This is a genomic window from Natrinema sp. LN54, assembly GCF_052439245.1.
Classification (GTDB): Archaea; Halobacteriota; Halobacteria; order Halobacteriales; family Natrialbaceae; genus Natrinema; species Natrinema versiforme_A.
This window is the reverse complement of the sequence record NZ_JBQVRP010000003.1, coordinates 245,466-270,449: the sequence shown is the minus strand read 5'-3', so window position 1 is coordinate 270,449 and position 24,984 is coordinate 245,466. Positions and strand designations below refer to the sequence as shown.

26 protein-coding genes are annotated in these 24,984 nt (G+C 67.0%); 8 read left to right on the top strand and 18 right to left on the bottom strand.

Annotation, left to right across the window (positions count from 1 at the left end; translation table 11 throughout):
- Positions 1–343: 343 nt before the first annotated feature.
- From ACT4ML_RS10640 to rpl18a, 4 genes are all read right to left on the bottom strand, one after another.
- Positions 344–979 carry a hypothetical protein gene (locus tag ACT4ML_RS10640; RefSeq protein ID WP_444720845.1) on the bottom strand — a complete coding sequence of 212 codons (636 nt, stop codon included), beginning with the start codon at positions 977–979 and terminating at the stop codon, positions 344–346.
- 67 nt (positions 980–1,046) lie between these two features.
- Positions 1,047–2,732 carry a signal recognition particle-docking protein FtsY gene (gene ftsY, locus ACT4ML_RS10635; RefSeq protein ID WP_444720844.1) on the bottom strand — a complete coding sequence of 562 codons (1,686 nt, stop codon included), beginning with the start codon at positions 2,730–2,732 and terminating at the stop codon, positions 1,047–1,049.
- Between the two features lie 28 nt (positions 2,733–2,760).
- Positions 2,761–3,207: a prefoldin subunit alpha gene (pfdA, locus tag ACT4ML_RS10630; protein ID WP_444720843.1), complete on the bottom strand. Its 447-nt coding sequence runs from the start codon at positions 3,205–3,207 to the stop codon at positions 2,761–2,763.
- A complete protein-coding gene (rpl18a, locus tag ACT4ML_RS10625) occupies positions 3,204–3,380 on the bottom strand; it encodes a 50S ribosomal protein L18Ae (protein WP_444720842.1) in 177 nt (58 codons plus the stop codon). Before rpl18a ends, pfdA begins: the two co-directional genes overlap by 4 nt.
- 151 nt (positions 3,381–3,531) lie before the next feature.
- On the opposite strand from rpl18a, the gene ACT4ML_RS10620 reads away from it, so the two are divergent.
- Positions 3,532–3,843, top strand: a complete 312-nt coding sequence (locus ACT4ML_RS10620; protein ID WP_444720841.1) for an ASCH domain-containing protein — start codon at positions 3,532–3,534, stop codon at positions 3,841–3,843.
- A 20-nt stretch (positions 3,844–3,863) separates the two neighbouring features.
- On the opposite strand, the gene ACT4ML_RS10615 is transcribed toward ACT4ML_RS10620, so the two are convergent.
- The 6 genes from ACT4ML_RS10615 to thpR all read right to left on the bottom strand — a co-directional run bounded on the left by ACT4ML_RS10615 (position 3,864) and on the right by thpR (position 7,252).
- Positions 3,864–4,175, bottom strand: coding sequence for a hypothetical protein (locus ACT4ML_RS10615; RefSeq protein ID WP_444720840.1), 312 nt, complete (start codon positions 4,173–4,175; stop codon positions 3,864–3,866).
- Positions 4,176–4,342: 167 nt separating this feature from the next.
- On the bottom strand, positions 4,343–5,008 hold the full coding sequence (locus ACT4ML_RS10610) for a translation initiation factor IF-6 (RefSeq protein ID WP_444720839.1): 666 nt from the start codon (positions 5,006–5,008) through the stop codon (positions 4,343–4,345).
- Positions 5,009–5,010: 2 nt separating this feature from the next.
- The gene (locus ACT4ML_RS10605) at positions 5,011–5,289 is read right to left on the bottom strand and encodes a 50S ribosomal protein L31e (protein WP_444720838.1); all 279 of its coding nucleotides are present in this window, start codon (positions 5,287–5,289) and stop codon (positions 5,011–5,013) included.
- Positions 5,290–5,291: 2 nt separating this feature from the next.
- Positions 5,292–5,444 carry a 50S ribosomal protein L39e gene (locus ACT4ML_RS10600; protein WP_004267621.1) on the bottom strand — a complete coding sequence of 51 codons (153 nt, stop codon included), beginning with the start codon at positions 5,442–5,444 and terminating at the stop codon, positions 5,292–5,294.
- Positions 5,445–5,570: 126 nt separating this feature from the next.
- A complete protein-coding gene (locus ACT4ML_RS10595; protein WP_444720837.1) occupies positions 5,571–6,554 on the bottom strand; it encodes a hypothetical protein in 984 nt (327 codons plus the stop codon).
- Between the two features lie 140 nt (positions 6,555–6,694).
- On the bottom strand, positions 6,695–7,252 hold the full coding sequence (thpR, locus tag ACT4ML_RS10590) for an RNA 2',3'-cyclic phosphodiesterase (protein ID WP_444720836.1): 558 nt from the start codon (positions 7,250–7,252) through the stop codon (positions 6,695–6,697).
- A 125-nt stretch (positions 7,253–7,377) separates the two neighbouring features.
- Between thpR and ACT4ML_RS10585 the strand changes: the two genes are divergently transcribed.
- The 3 genes from ACT4ML_RS10585 (at position 7,378) to ACT4ML_RS10575 (ending at position 10,348) form a co-directional block, all read left to right on the top strand.
- Complete coding sequence (locus ACT4ML_RS10585; protein WP_444720835.1) at positions 7,378–9,003, top strand: hydroxysqualene dehydroxylase; 1,626 nt, start codon at positions 7,378–7,380, stop codon at positions 9,001–9,003.
- Positions 9,004–9,090: 87 nt separating this feature from the next.
- A complete protein-coding gene (locus ACT4ML_RS10580) occupies positions 9,091–10,050 on the top strand; it encodes a tetratricopeptide repeat protein (protein ID WP_444720834.1) in 960 nt (319 codons plus the stop codon).
- Between the two features lie 4 nt (positions 10,051–10,054).
- Positions 10,055–10,348 (top strand): DUF424 domain-containing protein, encoded by a 294-nt coding sequence (locus ACT4ML_RS10575; RefSeq protein WP_444720833.1) that lies wholly within the window; start codon positions 10,055–10,057, stop codon positions 10,346–10,348.
- A gap of 56 nt (positions 10,349–10,404) precedes the next feature.
- Here the strand turns inward: ACT4ML_RS10575 and ACT4ML_RS10570 are convergent, their stop codons facing one another.
- Both ACT4ML_RS10570 and ACT4ML_RS10565 read right to left on the bottom strand, forming a co-directional pair.
- The gene (locus ACT4ML_RS10570) at positions 10,405–11,280 is read right to left on the bottom strand and encodes an ABC transporter permease subunit (RefSeq protein WP_444720832.1); all 876 of its coding nucleotides are present in this window, start codon (positions 11,278–11,280) and stop codon (positions 10,405–10,407) included.
- Positions 11,277–12,248: an ABC transporter ATP-binding protein gene (locus ACT4ML_RS10565; protein ID WP_444720831.1), complete on the bottom strand. Its 972-nt coding sequence runs from the start codon at positions 12,246–12,248 to the stop codon at positions 11,277–11,279. The genes ACT4ML_RS10570 and ACT4ML_RS10565 overlap by 4 nt, the downstream gene beginning before the upstream one ends.
- 668 nt (positions 12,249–12,916) lie before the next feature.
- Between ACT4ML_RS10565 and ACT4ML_RS10560 the strand changes: the two genes are divergently transcribed.
- From ACT4ML_RS10560 to sufU, 4 genes are all read left to right on the top strand, one after another.
- Complete coding sequence (locus ACT4ML_RS10560; RefSeq protein WP_444720830.1) at positions 12,917–14,164, top strand: aminotransferase class V-fold PLP-dependent enzyme; 1,248 nt, start codon at positions 12,917–12,919, stop codon at positions 14,162–14,164.
- Positions 14,165–14,364: 200 nt separating this feature from the next.
- Positions 14,365–14,814, top strand: a complete 450-nt coding sequence (locus ACT4ML_RS10555) for a response regulator (RefSeq protein WP_444720829.1) — start codon at positions 14,365–14,367, stop codon at positions 14,812–14,814.
- 189 nt (positions 14,815–15,003) lie between these two features.
- The gene (locus ACT4ML_RS10550) at positions 15,004–15,252 is read left to right on the top strand and encodes a hypothetical protein (protein ID WP_444720828.1); all 249 of its coding nucleotides are present in this window, start codon (positions 15,004–15,006) and stop codon (positions 15,250–15,252) included.
- A 188-nt stretch (positions 15,253–15,440) separates the two neighbouring features.
- Complete coding sequence (gene sufU, locus ACT4ML_RS10545) at positions 15,441–15,863, top strand: Fe-S cluster assembly sulfur transfer protein SufU (protein ID WP_444720827.1); 423 nt, start codon at positions 15,441–15,443, stop codon at positions 15,861–15,863.
- 92 nt (positions 15,864–15,955) lie between these two features.
- Here the strand turns inward: sufU and ACT4ML_RS10540 are convergent, their stop codons facing one another.
- Genes ACT4ML_RS10540 through ACT4ML_RS10515 form a run of 6 tightly spaced genes read right to left on the bottom strand, consistent with a single transcriptional unit; the run spans position 15,956 to position 24,917 of the window.
- Positions 15,956–17,842, bottom strand: coding sequence for an IucA/IucC family protein (locus ACT4ML_RS10540; RefSeq protein WP_444720826.1), 1,887 nt, complete (start codon positions 17,840–17,842; stop codon positions 15,956–15,958).
- Positions 17,843–17,845: 3 nt separating this feature from the next.
- On the bottom strand, positions 17,846–19,390 hold the full coding sequence (locus tag ACT4ML_RS10535) for a lysine N(6)-hydroxylase/L-ornithine N(5)-oxygenase family protein (RefSeq protein WP_444720825.1): 1,545 nt from the start codon (positions 19,388–19,390) through the stop codon (positions 17,846–17,848).
- Positions 19,383–20,048 carry a GNAT family N-acetyltransferase gene (locus ACT4ML_RS10530; RefSeq protein ID WP_444720824.1) on the bottom strand — a complete coding sequence of 222 codons (666 nt, stop codon included), beginning with the start codon at positions 20,046–20,048 and terminating at the stop codon, positions 19,383–19,385. The genes ACT4ML_RS10535 and ACT4ML_RS10530 overlap by 8 nt, the downstream gene beginning before the upstream one ends.
- On the bottom strand, positions 20,045–21,952 hold the full coding sequence (locus ACT4ML_RS10525; protein ID WP_444720823.1) for an IucA/IucC family protein: 1,908 nt from the start codon (positions 21,950–21,952) through the stop codon (positions 20,045–20,047). Before ACT4ML_RS10525 ends, ACT4ML_RS10530 begins: the two co-directional genes overlap by 4 nt.
- On the bottom strand, positions 21,949–23,547 hold the full coding sequence (locus tag ACT4ML_RS10520) for a pyridoxal phosphate-dependent decarboxylase family protein (RefSeq protein WP_444720822.1): 1,599 nt from the start codon (positions 23,545–23,547) through the stop codon (positions 21,949–21,951). Before ACT4ML_RS10520 ends, ACT4ML_RS10525 begins: the two co-directional genes overlap by 4 nt.
- A complete protein-coding gene (locus ACT4ML_RS10515) occupies positions 23,544–24,917 on the bottom strand; it encodes a diaminobutyrate--2-oxoglutarate transaminase (RefSeq protein ID WP_444720821.1) in 1,374 nt (457 codons plus the stop codon). Before ACT4ML_RS10515 ends, ACT4ML_RS10520 begins: the two co-directional genes overlap by 4 nt.
- Between the last annotated feature and the right edge of the window lie 67 nt (positions 24,918–24,984).

The window sequence follows — 24,984 nt, the reverse complement described above, 5'->3', positions numbered from 1 at the left end:
GCGGAGCCAGAAGTACCTACGCTTTCGGCATCCTGCATGCTCTTTTGAAGGACCATTGTTTAGCGGCTAATACCACCCCACACCTATACACCCCCGTAACTCGGCGAATCATGACGTTGGTCGTTTTCACCAGAAAATATTACCGCATTATCCAACCACCGACGACGGTGCCGGCGAAAAACCGCCGGCAGTACGTCGAAACGCGCCCTCGAGAACGACTGTCGGTACCATACGTGTCGGGGATACCGGCAACTGTGTCCGGTAACGGCGGAGCGCAGCGAGCGCACAAGCGCCGCTCTCGTCGGATGATTGATCGGTCTCGAGAACTGTGAGACGATATCGATCAGTCGAAACACGCGACGAGTTCGCCCCGCGTTCGCGGGTCGGGATCGAACGCCAGACCCTCGGCGACGCCGTTGTACCGCGCTCGGAGCACGACTCGTTCGTCGATATAGTAGGTGACGCGGACGCCCCACTCGTCGCGCGGAGCCACGTCAGCCGGCCGTGTCGCCATCGCCATGTTGTACTGGATCGCCACTAACACGGCGTCTCCCGTCGCGTCCGAGTCGATCGGGGCCGTTCGATACGCCGTTCGGTGAAGGTCGACGGTTCGCGCTGCGGACTGATATCGGTCGAGAAACGCGTTCCGTCGATACGCCCGTTCAAACGCCGTGACGTACCGGCTCGCACCGTACACTATCGACGAAGGGGTGTCGTCCGATGGATCACCGTCCGCATCGGTGCTCGTCTCCCACGGCGGTGACGGGTACTCCTGTGGCTCGAGCGCGTCCTCGTCGGCCGGCGGCTCCGGGTCGGGGCGATCCACATCGCTGCACTCGTATCGGTCTGCGGGGACGATTCCGTCCTCGAGATTCGTCCCGGTCGCGCCGCTCGAGTCGTACTCGAACCCGCCCGTCCCGACCGCTGCGGTCGTCGCTATCGACGCGAGAAGCGTTCGCCGAGAGCGGGGGCGGTTCATACGCTAACTTCTCAAACGGATAATAAGTGTCTTCTGAAATCGCGGACCGTTGACGGGACGACGGGCGCTAGTCCTCCTCGGCCAGCAGGCGGTCGACCATCTCGTCGGGATCGAACCGCTCTAAGTCGTCGTACCCCTGCCCGACACCGAGGAACAGAATGGGTTTCCCGGTGACGTGGGCGACCGAGATGGCCGCACCGCCGTTGGAGTCGGCGTCGGCCTTCGTCAGGATCGCGCCGTCGATCTCGGCGGCCTCGTTGAACTCGCGGGCGCGATTGACCGCGTCCTGTCCGGCGACGGCCTCGTCGACGAACAGCGTCATATCGGGGTCGACGACGCGGCCGATCTTCTCGAGTTGGTCCATCAGCCCCTCGTCGGTGTGGAGCCGCCCCGCCGTATCGCCGAGGACGACGTCGATGTCGTTGGCCTCGGCGTACTCGACGGCGTCGTACAGCACCGCCGCGGGATCGCCGCCCTGCTCGTGGCTAATACACTTCGTGTCCAGGGCGTCGGCGTGTTCTTGGATCTGCTCGTTGGCCCCGGCGCGGTAGGTGTCGCCGTTTGCCATCACCGTCGAGTAGCCCCGCTCCTCGAAGTAGCGGCTCATCTTGGCGATCGAGGTGGTCTTCCCGACGCCGTTGACGCCGGTGAAGATGATGGTGACGGGCTTGTCTTCGACGGCGATGCGCTCGTCGAAGTCGAACTGTCCGACGCTGATCACGTCGTAGATCGCGTTGTGCAGCGCCTCCTCGACGACCTCGCCGGTCGAGGTCGTGAAGGTACGGGTCTCGCCGACCAGTTCGTCGCGGATGTTGTCGAGGATCTCCTCGGCGACGCCCATCTCGACGTCGCTGGATAGCAGCGCCATCTCGAGTTCGTGCAGCGGGTCCTCGAGGTCCTCCTCCTCGATGACGAACTTCCCCTTGACGAGGGATTTGGCTTTGGCGCCGAAGCCGGTGCCGCCGTCGTCGGCTTCCTCGGTCACGTCGTCAGCCGCTGTGTCGGACGACGCCTCGTCGTCGACTGCGACATCGTCGAGTTCTCCGTCGCCAGTCGCCGAATCGACTTCCTCCGTCTCGGGAGCCGCCGCGCCGGCCGACGCGTCGTCCGGGGTCGCCGTCTCGGCGGCCGCCTCGTCGACGGCGGGCGTCTCGGCCGGCTCCTCGTCCGGAGTCTCGTCGTCCGATTCCGGCTCCGTATCGCCGGACGAACTCGAAAAGAGGGACCGCGCTCGAGCACCGAGCCCGGTCCGACCGCCATCATCGTCGTCCTCGGTCTCGTCGACTTCCTCAGCCTCGTCGGCTTCGTCGGCCGATTCGTCGTCGGGAATCGTCGGGTCGGCTTCCTCCTCGGCGGAGACCTCCGCTGCCGACGGCTCCGGTTCGTCGGACTCGAGGAAATCGGGTTCGGACTCGGCCGCCGGCTCCTGCCCGGCGGATTCGGCCGCGTCCGCGGTCGCAGAGTCGGTCGTCGTCCCCGTCTCCGATTCCGGTTCGGGCTCCGGCTCTAACTCCGCGTCCGGCTCCACGTCGGCCGATGCCGGGGCTGCCGATTCGGCGGTCTCAGCCGCCGCCGGTTCGGGGGTAGTATCGGTCGCTTCCGCGTCCGTCGAGGCCGCCGCTGCGTCCGGATCGACTGTCTCGAGATCCTCGTCCTCGAGGTCGTCCTCGTCGACTTCCTCGACGTTCTCCTCGGCGGCTTCTTCCGCGTCTTCGCGGAAGCTACCGAGCTTGTCCTTCAGGTTGTCGAACATGGGTATCGATGGGAGTCCCTACGCCGCGTTATTCGTCGGGCTGACCCTGGCCCATGCCCTGCATCTGCTGTTGCATCGCCTGCTGCTGGAGCTGCTGGGCCTGCTGCTCGAGCTCGCTGCTCTCGGTCTCGAGTTCGGCGATCTCCTCGTTGAGTTCGTCGATCTGGTCGTCGAGGTTCTCCTTCTTGTTCTCGAGGGCGTCGACGGCGTCGTCTTCCTCGAACTCCGCGGCGTAGTCGGCACCGAGATCGACGATGACCTCGTCGATGTCCTCGATCGTCGTTCGGAGGTACGCGCCGCCGCCGAGGGGCATCTGTACCGTCGAACCGGTCTCGAGCGAGCCGAGCGCCTCGATGGCCTCGTCGACTTCGGTCTTCTCCTGCTGGACGGCCTCGACGTTCGCCTGAAGGCCTTCGATCTGTTCTTCGATCTCCTGAAGCTCCTGGGACAGTTGCTGAAGTTGCTGCTGACTCATTGTTGGGTTACCTCCTCGAGTTCGATTTCGCTACGCTTGAGCCCGTGCTGGCTGCCGAGCTGGGTGTAGGTGTGTTCGCGGGCGACGTTCTCGTTTTCGGCGTCGATCGACGTCTCGAACTCCGCGAAGCCGTCGCGGCTCTTGAACCGACCACTGACCGTAAATTGACTCATGTCTGTCCTTCCGGCAGGCAGTCGGAAGAATCTTCCCTTCCCATTCGGACGGCCACAGTCCCCGCAGGACGTCGGGAGAACCGCTCCGGTCGCCGGTTTCCCGACGAGCGGAGGGTCAAGGATTTTACCGCGCCGAATCGAAGCCGCGGCCATGAGCGAACTCGAGCCCGGCGAGTTGTTGCCCAGCGATCGGATGCAGAATCAGGTCCTCGAGGGTGAGGTCACCCAGATCCACCGCGGTCACCGGTACGCCGAGGAGGGGGACACCTTCGAGATCGACGGGACGACCTTCGAGGTGACCGACGTAACCGAACGGACGCTCGGCGACCTGACTGACGAAGACGCACAGGCCGAAGGGATGGAGAATCTGGACGCATACGAGCGCCTGCTCGAGCGGGCCCACGAAAATTTCGAGTGGGACGACGATAGCGAGGTCGTGTTACACCGGTTCGAGCGTCAGTAAGCGAAGCGGCGTCGACCCCCTCAGTCGTCGAGCGCGAGGGGCGGTTGGCCCTCGTGGGACATCGAAACGGAGCGCCGAGTGCGCGGTGACGCTGCCGCCCGCGGCGAGCGGTACGCCGCGAGGAGGCCCCACATGACGCCGGTGGCGAGGAGCCCGATCGCGGCGAGATCCATCTCCATCGTCGCGAACGTCGCCGCGTAGACGGCCCCCAGCGCCATCTTGGGCAGGCTCGTCGCGACGGGGATCCGCGCAGTCGCGTCTCGGAGCGCGGGCACGAGAAAGACGACTGAGAGCAGACTACCGGCCATGAAAACCACGTCCTGCCAGATCATACACTATATACTCGGTATAGAGTAAATATAGATGCCGGTCGGAGATCGGTTCAGTGGGGTGATTTTCACGATTCCGACTGAATCTCTGGCCAGTGCCGTCACTCGAGTCGAAGTGCAGATCGCGCCGAGAAACGGCGGATGACGCCGAGAAATCGACCGTCGGCGAGTCAGTCGAGATAGCCCAGCGCGTCTTCGATCCGGCCCAGTTCGGGCCCGGTCGTGTCCTCGCCGACCACGTAGCCGGCCTCGTTGGCGATCAGGCCGGAGCCGACGAGCGGCGCGCCGTAGTTGACCGTGCCGACGTCCGCTCGGACGTCCAGCGCGTCTTCGAGGATATCGAGTTCCTCGTCGGTCGCCTTCGGATGGCAGAGCACGCCGGAATTCGTCGCCACCGCGGCGGTGCCGACGGTTCGAACGCCAGCGAGGTCGCCGCGTTCGACGGGCACCTCGAGCGTGTCCTTGACGATCTGGGTCGCCTCGCGGGGCAGGTCCGGATGGACGTAGGCCCCGTAGTCGTTCGCGAGCACGACGTTGCCGGCGGCGTTGATGTTGCCCGGTAACTCGTCGACGGGCACGTCGACCGCCTCTTCGAGGGCTTCGCGTTCGTACTCGAGGACGCGGGAACTGACGAGCAGCCCGTTCTCGTTACCCGTCGCTAGCGCGCCGACCGTCGAGGACCCGCCGACGGTCGTCTGGATGGCGGGCACCTCGAGTTCGTCGGACAGGTCGGCGGCAACGTCGTCGTCGACGTCGTGGCGAACGAGTACGCACGAGTCGGTCGCACGGGCGAAGACGCCGACGTAGGCCGACCCGGCGAAGGCGAGGCGCTGCAAGTTTAGTCTGCGACCTCGGCCTCGACGACGGCCTCACCTTCTTCGTCGAAGCGGGCCGCGCGAACGCGCAGCTTTCGCGGCGGGTTGGAGCGCCCGTTCGACCAGACCGTCTCGTTGATCGAGGGGTCCAGACGGATGGCGTCTTCCTCGACCGCGAAGTGTTTCGCGAGGTGCTCGCGGACGACTCGCATCGCGTAGTCGGCGGCCTCGTGGTTGGGTCCCTTCTTGACGTCTCGCAGGGGAACGGTGACGACGCGTTCCTCGAAATCACTTGCACTCATCGTTATTCGTCGGTGTCGTTACGCCGCCAGTTGCGTCGCTTCGGGTTCCGCTGGACTTCCATGTCCGTCTTCATCATAACCCAAGCCGGCACGCGGCTGTTCTGGTTCTCGAGTTTGGCAAGTCGCTTCTTCTTGCCCTTCGATTTCTTACCCATAGTAGCCCGACGTAGCCCGTGCTGGCTTAAAATCTTGTCCATCTTGCAGGGCAAGCGGGGCGAAACGGCGACCGATCGGGCCGAATCGCCGGCGAAATCGCGATCGGATCGCCTACGAGTGCGGTCTCAGGGCTCGAATCGCCGCTCGAGAAACCGGGTCACCCCCTCGCACGTGGCGTCGCTGAGTTCGGTCGTGTAGGTCCAGTTCTCGATACCGTCGGTGCCGTCGTGGCGAACGAACCGGCTCCGATCGCAGCAGCCGGTGCCGTGAAAGCGGGTGCCGCCGCCGATCCGGTCCGGGCCGGCGTAGGCGGTCGCGATCGGCGACACTTCCAGCGTCTCCGCGTCGGTCCGAACGGCCGTCCCGAGTTCGTGATCGCAGTACGCCTCGCCGATCGACTCGACGATAGCGTTCGAGAGAAACGTATGGATCGTCTCGTGGATCGCCATGTTCCGAGTCACCGCCCGGGAGTCCCAGACCTCGGTCGCGCCGACGTTGGCGACCGTCTGCGCGTCGCCGCCCGCCTGCTCGTCACCGCCGTCGCCGTCGGCGGCCGCGCCGGTGACTGAGTTCGGCGACAGCGTCCCCCCGTAGCCGATCCGGTAGTTCAGCGGCGACCAGCACAGGAGGACGTGGCAGGCCCGGCCAGTGAGTGCGTCGCGTTTCTGCAACCGCCCACGAAATCGGTCGAGCAGCCCCTCGAGCGAGGGAAGCACGGCGTCCGTCGACAGCGGCGTTTCCGAGGGCGGAAACCGGATCGGATCGCCGCGCTCGACGCTGATCTCGAGGGACTCGAGGCGGTCGTGCTCGCCGGCGTACGCGAGTACCTGCTCGAAGGCCGCGTCGATGGCCGAAAGCGCGTCGCGAAGCGGGGTCGGCCAGTCTCGACGCAGTTCGTCGAGTCCGTACCGCAGTCGGGCCTGCAGCGGCACGTCGCCGGGATAGACCCGGACGCGAACGGGTGCGTCGTCGCGGTCGGTCGCCGTCTTCGATGCGCCGACCGACGAGGCGAGCGCCGCGCCCCCGACCGCGGCGAGGGCTTCCCGCCGCGTAACCCGCCACCGACCGCCTGTGCGCTCGGTCGGTCGATCCTCGAGTCCGGAGACCATGCTATCGAATTCGCTACACCGAACGCCGTCTTGATACCCAGTTCTGTATTTCCTGACTATCGGCCGGAACGGCGGTCTAATGGTCAACTTCGGGAGACTGTCCCCTCGCTAGAAACGGCCGAGAATGAGAAGTACCGCTGTCACTCGAGCGGGAACGATTCGACCGTCGAGTAGACCGGCCCCTCGTCCGTGAGCGTGCTCTCGGTCAGGCGGATCTCCTCGACTCGCGTCTCGCCGACCGTCGGATCGCGCTCCCGGACGAGTTCTTGGACCAGTTCCTTCCCGCCGGCGTGTTCCATCCGCGCGAGCGTGACGTGAGGGGTGAAATCGTGATCCTCGGCGTCGAACCCCATCGCCGTCGTCCGATCCTCGATGGCTTCGTGGAGTCGCGTGAGTTCCTCGCCGCCGCGCTCGACGCCCAGCCAGACGACGCTGATGTAGTCGAGGTTCGGAAAGACGCCCAACCCTCCGTAGCGGACGGAAAAGGGGTCGATATCAGCATCCTCGACGGCGGCGGCGAGTTCCCGCTCGAGCGCGGGCAGTCGGTCCTCCTCGATGTCCCCGAGGAACTTCATCGTAATGTGGGCCTGCTCCGGGTCGGTGAAATTGAGCCCGCCGGCGTCGGCGAACTCGTCTTGCAGGTCGGCGACCGGTTCCGCGAGGTCGTCGGGCAGGTCGACGCTGACGAACAGTCGCATACGCGAGTGCTCGTGAGCGGCGTACTCAAGCGTGACGGGAGATGGTTCGTCTCCGACGAGGGTAATCGGAACTCGGTTCGTGGTTAGGGACGCCCGTTATCTCCGTGGCGCGCAGAGAGCAGTCAATGACCGACGTTGTCGTCCTCGGCGGCGGGATCGGCGGCCTCTCCGCGGCCCACGAACTCGCCGAACGCGGATTCAACGTAACCGTCTTCGAGGCGAACGACCGCTTCGGCGGGAAGGCCCGATCGATGCCGATCGCGGACGAGCCGGACGCGTTACACGGCGAACACGGCTTCCGGTTCTTCCCGGCGTTCTACCGGCACGTTATCGACACGATGGAGCGAATTCCGGACGGGACTGGGACCGTCGCGGACAACCTCGTCGAGACCGAGGCGACGCTGATCGCGAGTTCGACGGGGCCGAGCCGGATCGCCGAGACGCGCACGCCCGACACGGTGCGGGGCTGGCTCGAGGCGCTTCGGCCCGCGTTCGCCGAGGACCTGCCCCGGGAGGACGTTCGCTTCCTGCTCGAGCGACTCCTCTACCTGCTGACCGCCTGCGAGGACCGCCGTGAGGGCGAACTCGACGACGTCTCGTGGTGGGCGTTCATCGACGCCGAGCACCGCTCGCAGGAATTCCGCGACCGACTCGCCTACGCCACGCAGGCCCTCGTCGCGCTCCGGCCGCAGGTCGGCAGCGCCCGCACGGTCGGCGCGATCTACCTGCAGTTGCTGTTCGGCCAGCTCGATCCCGCGTCGCCGACCGAGCGCGTCCTGAACGCGCCGACGACCGAGGCGTGGATCGAGCCGTGGGTCGACCACCTCGAGCGCCTCGGCGTCGAGTTTCGGCCGAACACCCCAGCACGGGGGCTCGAGTTCGACGGCCGGCGGGTTACCGGGGCCGCGCTGGCCGACGGGCGGACGGTGGCCGCGGACGACTACGTCCTCGCGGTGCCGGTCGAGGTCGCCCCCGAGTTCGTCACGCCGGAACTGGGCCGGGCCGCGCCCGAACTGGCCCGGATCGACCGGCTCGAGACGGCGTGGATGAACGGGATCCAGTTCTATCTCACCGAGGACGTCGAACTGACCCGCGGCCATCAGGTCTACACCGACTCCCCGTGGGCGCTGACCTCGATCTCGCAGCGGCAGTTCTGGACGGGCTACGACCTCGAGAATCGCGGTCCCGACGCGGTGGAGGGCGTCCTCTCCGTGATCGCCTCGGACTGGGACACGCCGGGAATTCATCACGAGAAGCCGGCTCGAGCGTGTACGCGCGAGGAGATCGCCGAGGAGATCTGGGCGCAACTGACGGTCCACCTGAACGGGCCCGACGACCGATTGACCGACGACATGCTCGTCGAGTGGTTCCTCGACCCGTCGATCATCGAAACGGCGGCCGGCGTCGAAAACCGCTCGCCGCTGCTGATCAACACCGTGGGCTCGTTGCGCAACCGCCCGCCGGCCGACGTCGGCGTGCGGAATCTCGCGCTGGCGAGCGACTACGTGCGAACGAACTCGGATCTGGCCTCGATGGAGTCGGCCGCGGAGGCCGGCCGGCGCGCGGCGAACGCCGTCTTCGAGCGCCACGGGGTTCGGGACCGAGCGGCGATCTGGGACCTCGAGGAGCCCGCGGTGTTCGAGCCGCTCAAGCGGCAGGATCGGCTCCGATACCGACTCGGGCTCCCCCACCCGGCGGAAGTGACCCAGTCGTTGCGGGGCGTCACCAGACGACTCGGCGGACGGGTGTGAGTCGTCTCGGCCGCAATCCGAACGGCGACACAATGCGGTGCTACCCGGGTCGCAGGCCTTAACAGTCGTCACCGCCACATTCGGGTAATGACCGACCGAGACGACGACCGCGACCATCGCTTCTCCGAAGGAGAGGGGTTCGGCGATCCGTACGACGATTTCGATCTGGATCCGCCGGAGCTCGGCGTCGACCCGTCGAAGGTCGACCCCGTCGACTCCCGCGTCGTCACCGACACGCTCGACCAGCACAACATCGATCAGGACGCCGTCGACGCCAGTGAACTGCTCGATGTCGGCCTGAACTACATGCAAATCAACCGCTACGAGCAGGCCACCGACGCCTTCGAGCGGACCGCCCGCTACGCCGAGGACGAGAAACTCGAGCAAGAGGCGTGGGTGAACAAGGGCGTCGCCCACGGCGAACTCGAGGAGTGGGACGAGGCCATCGGGGCCCACCGCGAGGCACTGCGGATCGACGACTCCAGCGAACACGCCGCCACCGCCGAGACGAATCTCGCCTACGCCCTCTGGGAGTTCGGCGAGACGACTGAGGCCCTAGAGCATGCCGAGAAGGCCATCGAGATCGACGAGCGCTTCGCCGCGGGCTGGTTCAACCGCGCCTTCTTCCTCTCGGAGCGGGGCCTCTCCGAGGAGGCGCTGAACTGCGTCGACAACGCGATCCGGCTGGGGCTGCGCAACGCCAAGGTCCTCGAGACGAAAGCCGAGATCCTCGAGGAGCTCGGCGAGTTCGATCAGGCCGAAGAGATCGCCGACGAGGCAAACGAGATGCGCGAGCGGGCCGAACAGGAGATGATGGACGACCGCGAGGAGATGTACGGCCAAGGGCAGGGCGGTGCGGGTGCCGGCCGCGGTGGCGCTGGCGCTGGACGCGGCGGTGCGGGTGCCGGAGCCGGACGCGGCGGCCGCGGCATGGGCGGCCAGTCGCCGCCTCGAGGGGGTGACATCGGCTTGGACGACCTCGGTGTCGCCGACCTCGGCATCGAAACCGCCGACGACGAGGACGAGAGCGAGCGGGAACGCGAGTAATCGGATGATCGTCAACGAACGCGAGACACAGGAAGGGCTGCTGGTCGCCGTCTGCGACGAGGCCGTCCTCGGCGAGACCTTCGAGGAGGGCGAGCTCTCCCTGACCGTCACCGAGGAGTTCTACGGCGGCGATACGGTCGACGAGGACGCGGTGGTCGAGAGCCTCTCGCGGGCGGCCGTCGCCAACATCGTCGGCACCCGCGCCGTCGAACTCGCCGTCGAGGAGGGGTTCATCGACGAGGCGAACGTCCTCGAGGTGGGCCAGACGCTACACGCACAGTTGCTGCGGATGGCCTGAGCGGTCGACCACACCGCGAGCGCCGCGATCGATTTTCTGCGCTCGGCTCGAGCGGCCTACAGGTCCGTTCGCTGGAACCGGTAGTAGCCGATCGCGACGGGCACGACGAGCCAGCACAGCAGGACGACGACCCCGAACCAGTCCTGGAGGTAAAACGGCGCGTCGCCCGGATAGCGCTCGGCCGGGGTCATCCCGTAGGCCTCCATCGACTGCAGGCCGTACTGGAACTGGAAGGGGAAGATCGAGCCCTCGACGATGGCACTGGCGAGATTGGTGTAGGCGAAGATCGGATTGAACTGCTCGAGAACGAGATACCACGTTTCGGCCTCGACCGGCACTGACTCGTCGTAGATCAGGTAGTACGGCCCGGCGGTGAGCAGTTCCCACAGCGCGATGAGCACCATGTAGAGTCCGACGACGATGGCCATCGACTTGCCCCGCGTGGCGACGCCGGCGGAGACGCCGACGGCCAGCCCGACGAAGGTCGTTCCGAAGAGCAGCGACACCGCGGCGAAGCCGAGCCAGTCGAGGAACGGGACCGAGCCGAAGAAAACGGCCCCGAGGACGAGCGAGACGAGGAAGGCGAGGCCGACGGCGAGCCCGACGACGACCGTGCGGCCGAGCAGTTTGCCGAAGACGACGTCGGTCCGGTTCGGTGGGAGCCCCAACAGGAGCTTGATGCTCCCCGAGCGCCGTTCCCCGACGACGGCCATGTAGCCGGCGATCAGCGCGGCGACCGGGAGGATCACCTGCAGCGGCGTTCCGAGGAAACTCAACACTTCGGCCGCGGTCACGTCGTCGACCGTGTACCAGATCGCGACGTAGCCGACGACGACGAGGCCGACGAGCAGGCCGATCAGCCCCCAGAGGAGCTTCGACCGGCCGGCGTCGTCGAACTCCTTGCGGGCGACGGTCGGGATGTGCGAGGTCATCGCGCCGTCTCCGTCTCGGCCGTCAGAGCGGTCCCATCGGCCGTTTCCGTCTCATCCACGTCGCCGTCGGTCAACGCGGTAAACAGCGACTCGAGCGACACCTCCTCGATCCGCAGGTCCTCGATCGTCGCCCCCGCGCCTGCGAGCGCGGTCACGACCTCGGCTTTCGCCGCCGGATCGGTGATCGTACACTCGAGGGTGCGACCGGACGCGGTGACTTCGGTGACGCCCGGCACCGAGCCGGCTATCTCGCGCGCCTCGCCCGTCCCGTCCGCGAGCGCGAGGGTCATCGTCGCGCCGCCGCCGATCTCCTCGCGGAGGCCTTCGATCGTGTCGACGGCGACGAGTCGGCCCTCGTTCAACACGCCGACGCGGTCACAGACCGCCTCGACGTGCTCCAAGATGTGACTCGAGAAGAAGACGGTCGTGCCGCGTTCGGCCTCGCTGCGGACGAGGTCCTGCATCTCGCGGATGCCGTGGGGGTCGAGCCCGGTCGAGGGCTCGTCCATGATGAGCAGGTCGGGGTCGCCGACCAGCGCCATGCCGGTCGCGAGCCGCTGGCGCATCCCCTTGGAGTAGTCGCCGGCCGGGCGGTCGGCGTCGTCGGCAGAGAGCCCGACTCGCCGCAGGATCTCGTCGGGATCGTTGCTGGCGTCTTTCGTCTCGATTGCGAACTCGATATGCCGCCGACCGGACAGCCGCGGGTAGATGTCGAACCCCTCCGGGAGCACGCCGACTCGCGGGCTGATCGCGTCCGGTTCCGCCTGTGTATCGTAGCCGAGTACCGTCGCCGACCCCGCCGTCGGACGGGTGAAATCCAGCAGCATGTTGATCGTGGTCGACTTCCCCGCGCCGTTCGGGCCGAGAAAGCCGAACACCTCGCCGTCGGCGACGGTCAGATCGAGGTCGTCGACGGCCGTGAGATCGCCGTACTCCTTCGTTAACCCGGATATCTCGATTGCGGACATCTCGAGCACTGCTTCACCGGCCTGCTGTATAATCCACTGGCCAAGATTTCACCATCGGAAAATGTGGGGGGATTCACACTTTTCAGCAGACGAACGACGCGATGACCGACGATGAGAACCGAGCGGTGCCCGCTGCTCGAGGACGAGTATGCGCGTCGCACCCTCATCGCCGCCAGCGAGGGACCGCTGTACGTCGACCGACTCACCGAGCGCTGTGACGCCTCGCCGCCGTTCTACCGGCGGATCGAACGGCTCGCAGACCGGGGGCTCCCCGACGAGTATCAGGGTCACGTCTCGATGACGCGAGACCGCTCGCGTCTCACTTGTAGCGGCCATCACTTATTTGACCATCAATTCGGTGGATACCAAAATTGTTTGGAGATACTGGTTTCCCTGACACACTCCAATGAACAGTTGCGGCAGGGCACCCACCAGGGTACCCCCACCACTCCCCCTGCCGTTCACCTCCCGAAACCCCGTCCCCATCCTCCCCTCCCCACCTCCCCCCTTTCCGTTCTCACGCTCGAGCAGCCGTCGCTATTCGACTCGCCGCTCGCGGACCGGGATCGCCGCGACTCGGCAAGACAGTCCGGTTCGACGCGGTTCCGGAAAAATCGGCCACGTCCGGACCGAAGGAGTGTTTTGTGTGCGGTCCCTGGTAGCCACCAATGAGTCACCAGGACCTCGAGGCGCTCGACGTCGGAGCGATCCGAGAGGAGTTTCCGATCCTCCAGCGGGAGTTCGACGGCGAGCAACTCGTCTATCTCGACAACGCGGCGACGACGCAGACGCCCGATCCGGTTATCGACGCGATGAGCGACTACTACCGCGAGTCGAACGCCAACGTCCATCGGGGGATCCACCACCTGAGCCAGGAGGCCTCGATCGCCTACGAGGACGCCCACGACCGCGTCGCCGAGTTCATCGGCGCGAGCGGCGGCCGCGAGGAGGTCATCTTCACGAAGAACACGACCGAAGCGGAGAATCTGGTCGCCTACTCGTGGGGCCTGAACGAACTCGGCCCCGGCGACGAGGTCGTCCTCACGGAGATGGAACACCACGCCTCGCTGGTCACGTGGCAACAGATCGGCAAGCGAACCGGCGCCGACGTGAAGTACATCCGGGTCGACGAGGACGGCCGCCTCGACATGGACCACGCCCGCGAGCTCATCACGGACGACACGGCGATGCTCTCGGCGGTCCACGTCTCCAACACGCTCGGCACCGTCAACCCCGTCTCCGAACTGGTCGATATCGCCCACGACCGCGACGCGCTGGCCTTCATCGACGGCGCGCAGGCCGTCCCCAACCGGCCCGTCGACGTCGAGGCAATCGACGCCGACTTCTACGCCTTCTCCGGGCACAAGATGGCCGGCCCCACCGGCATCGGTGCCCTCTACGGCAAGAAAGCGCTCCTCGAGGAGATGCAGCCCTATCTTTACGGGGGCGGCATGATCCGCAAGGTCACCTTCGAGGACTCGACGTGGGACGACCTGCCGTGGAAGTTCGAGCCCGGGACGCCCCAGATCGCCGAGGCCGTCGGCCTCGTCGCCGCCATCGACTGGCTCGAGGAGATCGGCATGGACCGAGTTCAGGCCCACGAGGAGGAGATCGCCCGCTACGCCTACGACCGGCTGACCGCGGAACCGGACGTCGAGGTCTACGGCCCCGAACCGGGGCCGGAACGCGGCGGCCTCGTCGGGTTCAATCTCGAGAGCGTCCACGCCCACGACCTCGCCTCGATCATGAACGACCACGCGGTCGCGATCCGCGCCGGCGACCACTGTACCCAGCCGCTGCACGACAAGCTCGGGGTCGCAGCCTCCGCTCGAGCGTCCTTCTACGTCTACAACACGAAAGAGGAGGTCGACAAACTGGTCGACGCCATCGACGACGCACGGCAGCTCTTTAGCTGACGTGCGAGGGACGTCTTGGCGAGCAATGCGAGCCAAGGCTCGAAGCGGCGAAGCCGCTTCGTAGACGCACGTCAGTTGTTCGCGTGAGCGAACACTGACTGCGAGGAGATGTCGACGATATCGCAGTTTACCCCTAGAAAACGGACTGTTCACTGGGGCTTACCTCGATGTTTTATCCACGGATACGATAACTGGTTCAGATGACTACGGAAGACGAGCAGGTGAACGAGCCGATCGACATCCTTCTGGTCGAGCCAAATCCCGGCGACAGTCGACTCTTCGAAGAGAAGTTCACGGACGCGAAACTCCTGAATACCATCCACACCGTCTCCGACGGCGAGGCCGCGCTCGATTTCGTCCACCAGCGAAACGACCACGCGGACAAACCGCGCCCGGATATCATCCTCCTCGAGCCACAGCTCCCCGGTAAGAGCGGGATCGACGTCCTCTCGGAGCTGAAAAACGAGCCGGTGCTCGACGAGATTCCGGTCGTCGTGCTCACGAGTTCCGATGCCGGCGAGAAGGTCGTTCAGTCCCACGGGCTCGAGGCGGACACCTACATTCAGAAACCGGTCGAACCCGAGGACTTCGTCGAGTTCGTGCAGTCGATCGAGGACTTCTGGTTCGCGATCGTTCAGAAGCCGGCGTAGTACCCCTGTTCGGCTCGTCTTCCGTACTCGCTCGGACGCCGCTCGGCCGAACCGATTCTGTCTGCCATTCGTTCCCAGCTGCGTGATCGGGCTGTCGAATCTCGGCTCGCGTCTCCTCGGAAGAAACAAAAAACTAGAAAAGAGTTTTTAGCGTCGCGCTCCTACCGGCGTCCGCCGAGGTGAGAACGCATGTACGAGAACCGAACCGACCATCCCGGACGCGATCCGTTCGCGGCCCTGGCCGACGTTCTCACCGCGGCGAGCCGGTACGATCTCCTGTTAGGGGTCGTGCCGCTCGCGTTCGCGGTTGCGCTGGTCGCCGCGACCGTGCTGGGCGTGTCGGTGGTGCAGGCGCTGTCAGTCGCGGCGGGCGTCGGTGCGTTCGCCGTCATCGACGCCTGCTACCTGAACCCGCCCGTCGACCGCGGTTCAGCGTAGCGCCACCGATTTCTCCCCGTTCGCGAACGCGGCGGTCCCGCTGCACCGACACACCAGTAGCGGAGCACCGACCGGAGCGATTTTTGATGCAACCCGAGAACCGGCCGCAAGTCCGTCGAAGACGGACATGATCGCCGTGTCGCCCCCCGGAACCCTTTTACAACTCACTCACTTATCCGTATCCAACGATGGGACTGGGCTCCGATATGTACCGACAGCAGATCCTCGACCACTACAAGAACCCCCGTAACTACGGGGAACTCGAGGATCCAACGTTCACTCACATCGGCGAGAACCCGATGTGCGGCGACGAGATTCGCATGGACATCGTCCTCGACGACGACGAGGAGACGATCGAACGGGTCGCGTTCAAGGGCGACGGCTGTGCGATCAGTCAAGCCTCCGCTAGCATGCTCTCGGGCAAGCTCGCCGGCAAGACCCTCGACGAACTCCACGAGATGGACCGCGACGACGTGATCGACATGCTCGGCGTCGATATCTCGCCGATGCGGGTCAAGTGTGCCGTTCTGGCCGAGAAGGTGGCACAGGACGGCGCGGAGATCTATCAGGGCGACCTCGACGTGGAGAAGACGACGACCGAGGACGACTGACGCCGCTTCGTCTCCGACGGAAACCGAAATCGAGAGCCGCGTTCTCTTTTCCCGATCGTCGCCGTCGATCTCGGAACGTGTCGCTGGTGTCGTTACCGCTCAGGATCGACCTCGTACAGCGGGTTCGGAACGGTGCCGTGCTCGACCGCGTGGGGGCGCTCGGGGCGGTCGCCGTAACCGATGTCGACGATCCGGTTGCGGTTCAGCGTCAGCTTCGGGACCGTCGGCTCGAGCAGGTCGAACAGTTCGAACCGCTCCTCGAGGTCGGGGAACCGCGCGTGGTAGTCCTCGACGGCGGCCCGAACCTGCCCCCAGAAGCGCTCCTCCGCGTAGTCGTGGTGGCGGGCCAGCAGGTCAGCGAGGTATCGATAGACGCCGACGAACAGGCCGTAGACGACGAACAGGCGCAGTTCTTCCGGCGGCACGGACAGCAGAACATCCGCGAGGTCCTCGGGGAGGTCCTGCAGTTCCTCGAGGGGCGCCTCGGCCACGTTGACGTCGTCGACGAAGTCCTTGACGGCGAGCCGCGACGGGCGGTCGTCCTCGAGGACGAGGATCGTGTTCTCGCCGTGGGGCGAGAAGGCGGTTCCGTAGCGGTAGAGGTAGTGCAACAGCGGCGGGAGCATCGTGGCGAACAGTTCGTCGAGCCACTCGGAGAGCTCGAGGTCGGAGCGTTCGACCAGTTTCGAGATCACGGGTTCGCCGTCCTCGACGTGTAGCAGGGCGGAGAGGGTCATCGCCCGCTCGCCCTCGTCGATCAGGTCCGTGACGCTCTCGCGCCAGACACACCCCAGCAGTTCGTTGTACTGGTAGGCCGGGGCCTCGAGCGCGTCGAACGTCGGGTGATCGAAGTTCACCCCCGCGATTTCGCCGGGGAGGACGACCTCGCACTCGTCGCGCAGGAACGGGTCCGAGTCCCGCACGTCCTTGACGTACTCCGTGACCAGCGGCGCGGCTTCGGTCCGCTCGCCGGGGAGCCCGCGCCAGACGAGCGTGTTGATGATCTGCATCGGGAGCTTGACGTTGTGCTTCGTCGGCTCGTCGGCGTTGACGAAGGTCCGGACCGACTGCATGGGCAGGTAGTCGTCCGGCCCCTCGCCCAGCGGGACGATGTCGTTCGTCGCGAGCTGTCTGCCGAACAGCGGGACGATGGCGTTCTCCCACTGCCAGTCGTGAACCGGCAGGAAGAGATACTCGTCGGGGTCGAGTCTCCGGTCCTCGAGTTCCGCGCGGAACCGCCCGTAGCGGCTCCCGAGTTCCGACTCGAGCAATGCCTCGCGGTCGAGCCCCTCGACGCTCACGAAGGTCGCCACCTCGCGCGAGACGGCACACCACGAGAGCCGGATCGGCTCGGCGCGCTCGGGCGCGTAGTCGCGGTAGTCGTCGTACCCCCAACCGACCCGGCCCTTGTTGAACGTGAGCCACGGGTGGCCGGTCATCTCGCCCTCGATTTCGGCGTAGGACATGTCGATGACCGATTTGTCCCTCCCGGCCGCGCCGCCGTTGCCGTCGCCGTCGTCATCGATGTGCGCGTCCGCGAGCAGCGTGTTCGTGTACTCGCGGACGAGGTGGCTGGCCGTGATCGAGTCCATGTCGATCGTCGGCTCGAGGTCGACGACGAACTGCAGCGGGTCGTCGGCGGGCTCGAACCCGTCGCCCGCGTCGCGTTCGATCGAGTCGACGCGAACGCTGAGGCTGTCCCAGAACCGCTCGACGGCCTCGAAGCGGTAGCGCGTTCCCTCGAGGTCGACCTCGTAGGTGCTCCAGTCCGTCGAGTCGGCATCCGGATCGTTCGAGTCGTCCGCGACCCGTTCCGGCTCGAGGATGTCCTCGTAGGTGAACTCCCGAAGGATCTTGGCGAGCAGGTCCCGCCCGGCGTCGGCCCAGCGGTCCGCGGTCAGCACGTCGTCTAGCGTGTCGATGCCGTCGAGTCCGTACTCGATCTCGTCCTGATCGATGTTGCGTGGTGTGTTCTGCATGAATTACTCCGTATCGAGCGATCGCGGTCGCGCCCCGTCCGTGCGAACCGGCGCGTGGTCGGCGAACTGTTCGACGTCGAAATGCTGGAAGACGGTGTCGCGGTCGATCGGGTACACCTCGCGGCCGGCGAGCCGATCGATGATGACCGCGTTCCGGTAACAGCCCAGCCCGAGGTCCGGCGTGCCGACGCCGTGGGTGTGCAGCTCGGCGTTCTGGACGAACACGCGACCGCCGCCGTCGTCCGCCCCGCCGAGGTCCCCCTCGAGGCGGTAGTCCTCGCTCACGCGGAACCGGCCCCGGTCGTCGAACGCGATCCGGTCGGCGATCGGCTCGAGGAACGTCGGCGTCGGCCGCTGGTAGCCCGTCCCGAAGATCACGGCGTCGGTCTCGAGGGCGAACTGCTGTTCTTGCTGTCGTTGCTCGCACTCGAGCCAGTAGCTGCCCTCGATGCGCTCGAGGTCGCGGACCGCGGTCGTCGCGAGCATGCCGAAGTCGGGGTCGCGGTCGCCGATCGAGCGCTCGTAGAGGGTGTCGTAGATCCGCTCGCTGGTCTCGGGATCGATCCCCTTGTACAGCAGGTCCTGGTCGGCCAGCAGGTCGTCTTTCCGCGACTGGGGCAGGTCGTAGAAGTACGCCGCGTACTCGGGCGTGAAGTGCTGGAGCCCGAGTTTCGAGTACTCCATCGGGAAGAAACCGTCCGAACGGGTGAGCCAATCGAGCCGGTAGCCGCCGGTGGACTGGCGCTCGAGCAGGTCGAGGACGACCTCGGCGGCGCTCTGCCCGGAGCCGACGACGGTGATCGAGTCGGCCGCGAGGGCGTCCGCGCGGCGTTCGAGATAGTCGGCGGTGTGGAACACCCGATCGTCTCCCGGCGCGTCGGCGTACTCGCGGGCGAACTCGGGCACTGCGGGCCGGGAGCCGACGCCCATCACGAGGTCGTCGGCGCGGTAGCGGTAGCGCTGGCCCGTCTCGGGAGCGACGGCCTCGACGATGAACATCCCGTTGTCGTTGTCATCCGTTTCATCATTGCCCATCTCGTCGGACTCGCCACGCCCGCCGCTCGCGTCCGCCTCGGCGTACTCGACATGCGTCACCTCCCGTCCGAACTGGGTCGTCGGCACGGTCTCGGCCACCCAGCGCAGGTACTCGTCGTACTCCCGGCGCGGGAGCTGGAACGTCTCGTAGAAGTAGAACTCGTAGATTCGATCGCGCTCGCGGACGTAGTTGAGGAAGCTGTAGGGGTTCGTGGGATCGGCCATCGTCACCAGATCCGCGAGGAACGGCACCTCGAGCGTGACGCCCTCGATCAGCATCCCCTCGTGCCACGCGAACTCGGGGTCGCGCTCTAAGAAGATCGCGTCGAGGTCGAGGGCCGGCTCCGCGCCGTCGAGCAGCGCCGCGAGGCCGAGGTTGAACGGGCCGAGGCCGACGCCGAGCACGTCGTAGCGCCCGCGGTCGATGACGGTATCGGAGTCGCCTCGGTCGACGGCGTCCCTGCCGTCTCGAGCGCCGTCGACGACGGTGATGGACTCGCCCCGCTCAGTCATCGCCGCTCACCTCGGCGCGGTCCGTCGGTTCGTCGTCGGCGGTCGGCGGCCAGATCTCGCGTTCGAACCGCTCGCGCGGACAGACGATCAGATTCGCCGTCTTCGATTCCTCGGGGAACGCGAACTCCCCGCGGGACTCGAAGCCACAGCGCTTCGCGGTCGCGAAGACCGCGTCGTTGCGGGCGTCGGGCTCGCCGACGACTCGACCGGTCTCGGGATGACTGAACTGGAAGGCCACCATTGCGCGGAGGAGGGCCACCCCGTATCCCTCGCCGACGTACTCCGGCGGACCGAACAGGAGGTGAACTCCCTGATCGGTCGGTTCGGCGTCGTAGTACGCCGCCAGATCGTCCTCGGCGGCCCAGTAGCGCTCCCAGTAGCTCATCGGGACGTGATCCAGACAGCCGACGTACAGCGTCTGGTGGTCGTCCGCGAGCTTCCCGCGGAGCGTCTCGCGGAACTCGGGCAGCGGCTCGTCGAGATCCCACGAGGGCTTGACGTGGTCGGAGCCGAGCCACGCGTGCAGCCGGCCGAGATCGCGCTCGAGCGAGACCGGCCGAAAGCCGATGTGGCGATCGATCGTCTCGTCGTAGTACTCGAAGTCGTACTCCGAGACGACCGTGGCGTGCGGGCCGCGGGACGGCTCTCGCCCCGTCATCGACTCACCTCCGACCCGGCGTCGTCGGCCGAACCGTGTGACTCCGCCGCTTCCGGCGCGTCCGCGTCGACGAGCGGGTTCCGTACGCCGGTGTAGACCGACTGCTCGTCGAGCGACGGCGCGTCGAGTTCGTCTAACCCCCGGAAGCGGGTCAGCAGGTTCGCCTTGCACGGCACCGTTTCGGACTCGAGCAGCGGGTCCAGAATCGACGTGCCGGGCCGGTCGAACTCCCGGAGCGACTCGAGTTCCGCCCGGAGGACGGCGAGCAGCCGGTGTTCGTCGACCAGTCCCGCGGTTCCGAAGGCGTTGATCACCCCGAGCGCGTTGTTGAGGACGACGTAGTAGCGAATCCGCTCGTCGGCGACCGCGTCGGGACAGACGCTGCCGGCCCGCTCGCCGACGCCGGGCAGCAGGGACTCGAGGCGCTCGTAAGCGCTCTCGGGGAAGTAGTAGCCCTGATTGTCCCGGTAGCGGAACTCGTCGGGGTAGCCCGCCTCGTCCAGCGTGAGCACGCTGTTTTGCTGGTGGGCCTCGAGGCCGATCCCCCGCTCGAGGTAGAGCCACAGTAGCGGCCGCACCGAGATCGAGAGGTAGCGCCGGAACCACTCCTCGCTCACCGCGGCGGCGTCGCGGCCCTCGCGGTCGGCGATGGCGCGGACGACGCGGCCGAGCCGCGAGTCGCTGTCACCGATCCCGTCCTGACAGAGCGCGACGACCGGCGTCGCCCGCCGGGCGTCCGCACCGCGGAAGGGATTCTCCCGGAGGACGACCTCGAAGCCCGATTCGTCGCCCTCGAGGCCCAGCGCGTCCGGATCGATCGTCAGGTAGGCCGGGTCCCGGACCACGTCGAACCCGGGGTATCGCTCGCGCAGGTCGTCCCCGAGGTCGGTCGCCAGCAGGTCCGAAATCGCGACCCCGCGCTCGAGTTCCGGTCGCTTGTTCGTCCGCAGCGAGTTGGTGATCTCGACGGCGAGCGAGCCCTTGACCATGAACGGCGAGTCGGGCGCGTACAGCGTTCGCACGGACGTCGTCGGGTGGAACTCCCGGCCCAGTTCCCCCAGCGACTCGAGTTTTCCTGCGGCGACCAGCTCCCGTACCGCGGAGCGCTCGAACAGCCGCTCGGCCTGCCACGGATGGACCGGCAGGAGGACGTCGTCCTCGGCGAGGTACCCCTCGAGAACGGACTCGGCGACGGCTGGATCCTCTCGCAGCGCCTCGCGGACCCACTCGGCCGCGGAGTCCTCGCGGGCGGACTCGCTCTCGACGATCTCGGGGTCAGCGCGGACGTAGTGCAGTCGGAACGACCCCTCGAGTTCCGGTGCGTAGCGTTCGGCGTCGCGCTCCATCCCCCGGCGGCTCTTCGGCGTCGGGTGCCGGAGGTGGCCGAAGACCAGCGACTGCTCGGCCTCGCGGAAGGTGAAGTCGGTGCCGTACAGTACATCTTCGTCGCCCGCACGGGCGTCGACGTACCGCTCGATACGCCGGCAGGACCGCACGACTCGCTCGAGGAGGTCGTCGCGGCTCCCGTCCGCGCCGCGTTCGATCTCGAGTTCCTTCGTCGCGAGCGCCGCGAGCGTGGCGTAGTCGAGTTCGATCGTCTCACCGTCGCCTCCGGCCCGATAGGACGCGGGCAGCTCGAACAGGTGGCGGCCGGTCGGGGAGCGGTACGCCACGGGAACGAAGCACTCGATCCCCTGATTCGGCAGCGGACACCGCAGGACGAGCCCGCTCGCCGGCTGGCGGTCGATCGGGGCGTCCGCGGCGGCGACGAACTCGCCGCCACCGGTCTCGTGGCAGTAGCAGTTCAGGAAGCTGTGCACCGTCGCCTCGCGGGCGGCCCGCGCCGCGTCGACATCGCGCTCGTCGGTCGCGGTCGTCGGTGTTGGTGAGTGTGGTTGTGTCATGCGGAATCGATCACCTCGCGTTCGAGAGCCTCGCCGCGGTCGGTGATCGCCGCGAGGGCCTCGCGGAGGTCGGAAACGGTCGTCTTCGGATTCAGAAGGGTGAACTTCAGCGCGGCGGTGCCGTCGATTTCGGTGCGGGCGAGGACGACCTCGCCGTCGGCCAACAGTTCGTCGCGGATCGCGCGGTTCACGCGGTCGACGGGGTCGTCGGCGTCGGCGGCCGCGGTGGCGGTATCGTCCCGCGCGTCTCCCTCGCTCGCTCGAGTCAGTCGATCCGAACGGTACCGGAAGACCACCGCGCTCAGTTCGGGGTCACAGCACAGTTCCAGCGCCGGCTCGGCCCGGATGTCGGCGGCGACCGCGTCGGCCAGTTCGCAGACGTACTCGACGCAGTCGGCCACGCCGGTCCGGCCCAGCGCGTTGAACGTCACGAACGGCTTCAGCGCGTCGAACCGGCGCGTCGTCTGCGTCGATTTCGAGACGAGGTTCGGTACCCCCGCTGCGTCGTCGCGCTCGGGGTTGAGGTAGGCCGCATTGCGCTCGAGGAACCGATACTCGTCGCCGTCGCGCAACAGAAACGCGCCGCAGCTGATCGGCTGATAGAACAGCTTGTGGAAGTCGACGGCGATCGAGTCGGCGCGGTCGATCCCCGCGAGCTTCGGCCGGAGGCGGTCGCTGATCGCACACGCCCCGCCGTACGCGGCGTCGACGTGGAACCACAGGTCCCGATCGGCGGCCCGATCCGCGAGCGCGCGGAGCGGATCGATACTGCCGAAGTCGGTCGTGCCGGCGGTGCCGATGAGCGCGAAGGGATGCCGGCCCGCGGCCTCGAGTCGTTCGAGCGTCTCGTCGAGCGCCGCGAGATCGATGCGACGGTCGCCGTCGGTCGGCACCGTGACGACCGCGTCCTCGCCGAGCCCGAGGTGGTGGGCGGCCTGCTCGGCCGTGAAGTGGGCGGCGTCCGAACAGAGCACGCGAAGGTCCGAGGCCTCGGGCGGCAGCCCGGCGGTCTGGACGGTCCGATCGAACGCCGTCTCGCAGTACCAGTCCCGGGCCAGCAGGAGTCCGAGGAAGTTCGACGCCGTGCCCCCGCCCGTAAAGACGCCGTCCGCGCCGGCGGGATACCCGAACAGCGCACAGCAGGCGTCGACGACGCGCTCCTCGAGGACCGACGCCGCGGGCGCCTGATCGAACGAGTCCATCGACTGGTTCGTCCCCGAGAGCAACAGCTCTGCGGCCAGCGCCGGGATCGCCGGCGGGCAGTGGAGGTGGGCGACACAGCCGGGGTCGTGGACTCGAACCGAGTCCGCGAGCACCTCGTCGGCGACCGTCTCGAGGACGTTCTCGAGCGAGTCGCCCTCGTCGGGGAACACCGCGAGGTCGTCGATCTGCTCGCGCAGCGTCTCGTGGTCGGTCCCCTCGTAGGGGTCCGTCACGGTCGCGAACGACTCGACGAGACGCTCGCGCGCCCGGTCGATCGCGTCCTCGTAAGCGGCGTTGCCCGCTTCGTCGCCGAGGAACGCGCTCGCGGCGTCCGGCGGCGTCGGCTCGTCGGGGTCCGAACGGACCCGGCCTGCAAACTCGTTGCCCGTCATGCGGGTGCCTCCGCCCGGTGTCGCTCGCCTTCGACCGCTGCACGAACGCTCTCGTGAACGATTTCGCCGACCTCGTCGATCCGCGCCGCCGAGATCGTCAGCGGCGGGAGGAACCGAACGACGCTCCCGCGACGACCCCCCGTCTCGATCACGAGCCCGCGATCGAACGCTTCCGACTGGACGGCCGACGCGAGGTCGCCGTCCGCGGGGAAGTGATCCAACGAGTCCGGGTCCCCGGCGGGATCGACGATTTCCATCCCGAGCAACAATCCGCGCCCGCGAACGTCGCCGACCGCCTCGAACGTCGCGGCCGTCTCCTCGAGGTGAGCCCGGAGCCGGTCGCCCATCGCCGCCGCGTGGTCCGCGAGGTCGTGCTCGAGGACGTGTTCGATCGTCGCGGTCCCGGCGGCCATCCCGAGTTGGTTGCCCCGGAACGTCCCGGCGTGTGCGCCGGGTTCCCAGACGTCGAGCGACTCGTCGTAGACGACGACCGACAGCGGGAGCCCGCCGCCGATCGCCTTCGAGAGCGTCACCACGTCCGGGACGATATCGGCGTGCTCGAACCCGTACAGTTCGCCAGTGCGCCCGAGCCCGGTCTGGATCTCGTCGACGATCAGCGGCACGTCCCGCTCGCGGGTCACCCGGCGCATCTCCCGGAGCCACTCGGCGGGTGCCGGAATCGCGCCGCCCTCGCCCTGCACGGGCTCGAGGATCATCCCTGCGGGATCGACGATCCCGCCGTCGGGATTCGACAGCGTGCGGTCGACGTATTCCGCGCTCGTCCGCCAGCAGTCCTCCCCGCCGAGCCCGAACGGACAGCGGTACTCGTAGGGGTAGGGCAGGTGGTGGACGTCCGGCATCAGCCCCGGAACCGGCTCCTTCGCCGCCGTATCGCCCATCAGGCTGAGCGCACCGTTCGTCATCCCGTGGTAGCCGCCCTGAAACGCCAGCATCGATCGGTTCCCCGTCGCCGTCTTGACGAGTTTCAGCGCGGCCTCGACGGCGTCGGTCCCGGCCGGGCTACAGAACTGTACCCTCGCGGTCTCGGCGAACTCGTCGGGCAGACTCTCGAGCAGTCGGTCGACGAACCGCTCCTTGACCGGGGTCGTCAGATCGAGCGTGTGGACGGCCCGATCGCGCTCGAGCAGGTCCTCCATTCGCTCGACGACCGCGGGGTGGTTGTGGCCGAGCGCGAGCGTTCCCGCGCCCGCCAGACAGTCGACGTACTCGTTCCCGTCGACGTCCTCGAGGATGGCCCCCTCGGCGCGGTCGATCGCGAGCGGCAGCGAGCGCGGATAGGTCCGCGCGTTCGACTCCCGCCGCGCCTGCTGTGCGAGGAGCCCCTCGGCCGACGAACCGTCGTCGGTCACGGCGACTCACCGCCGTCCGGCCGCCGATCACTGGTTCGGTCCAATGGTAATTGTCTCTGCGACATGC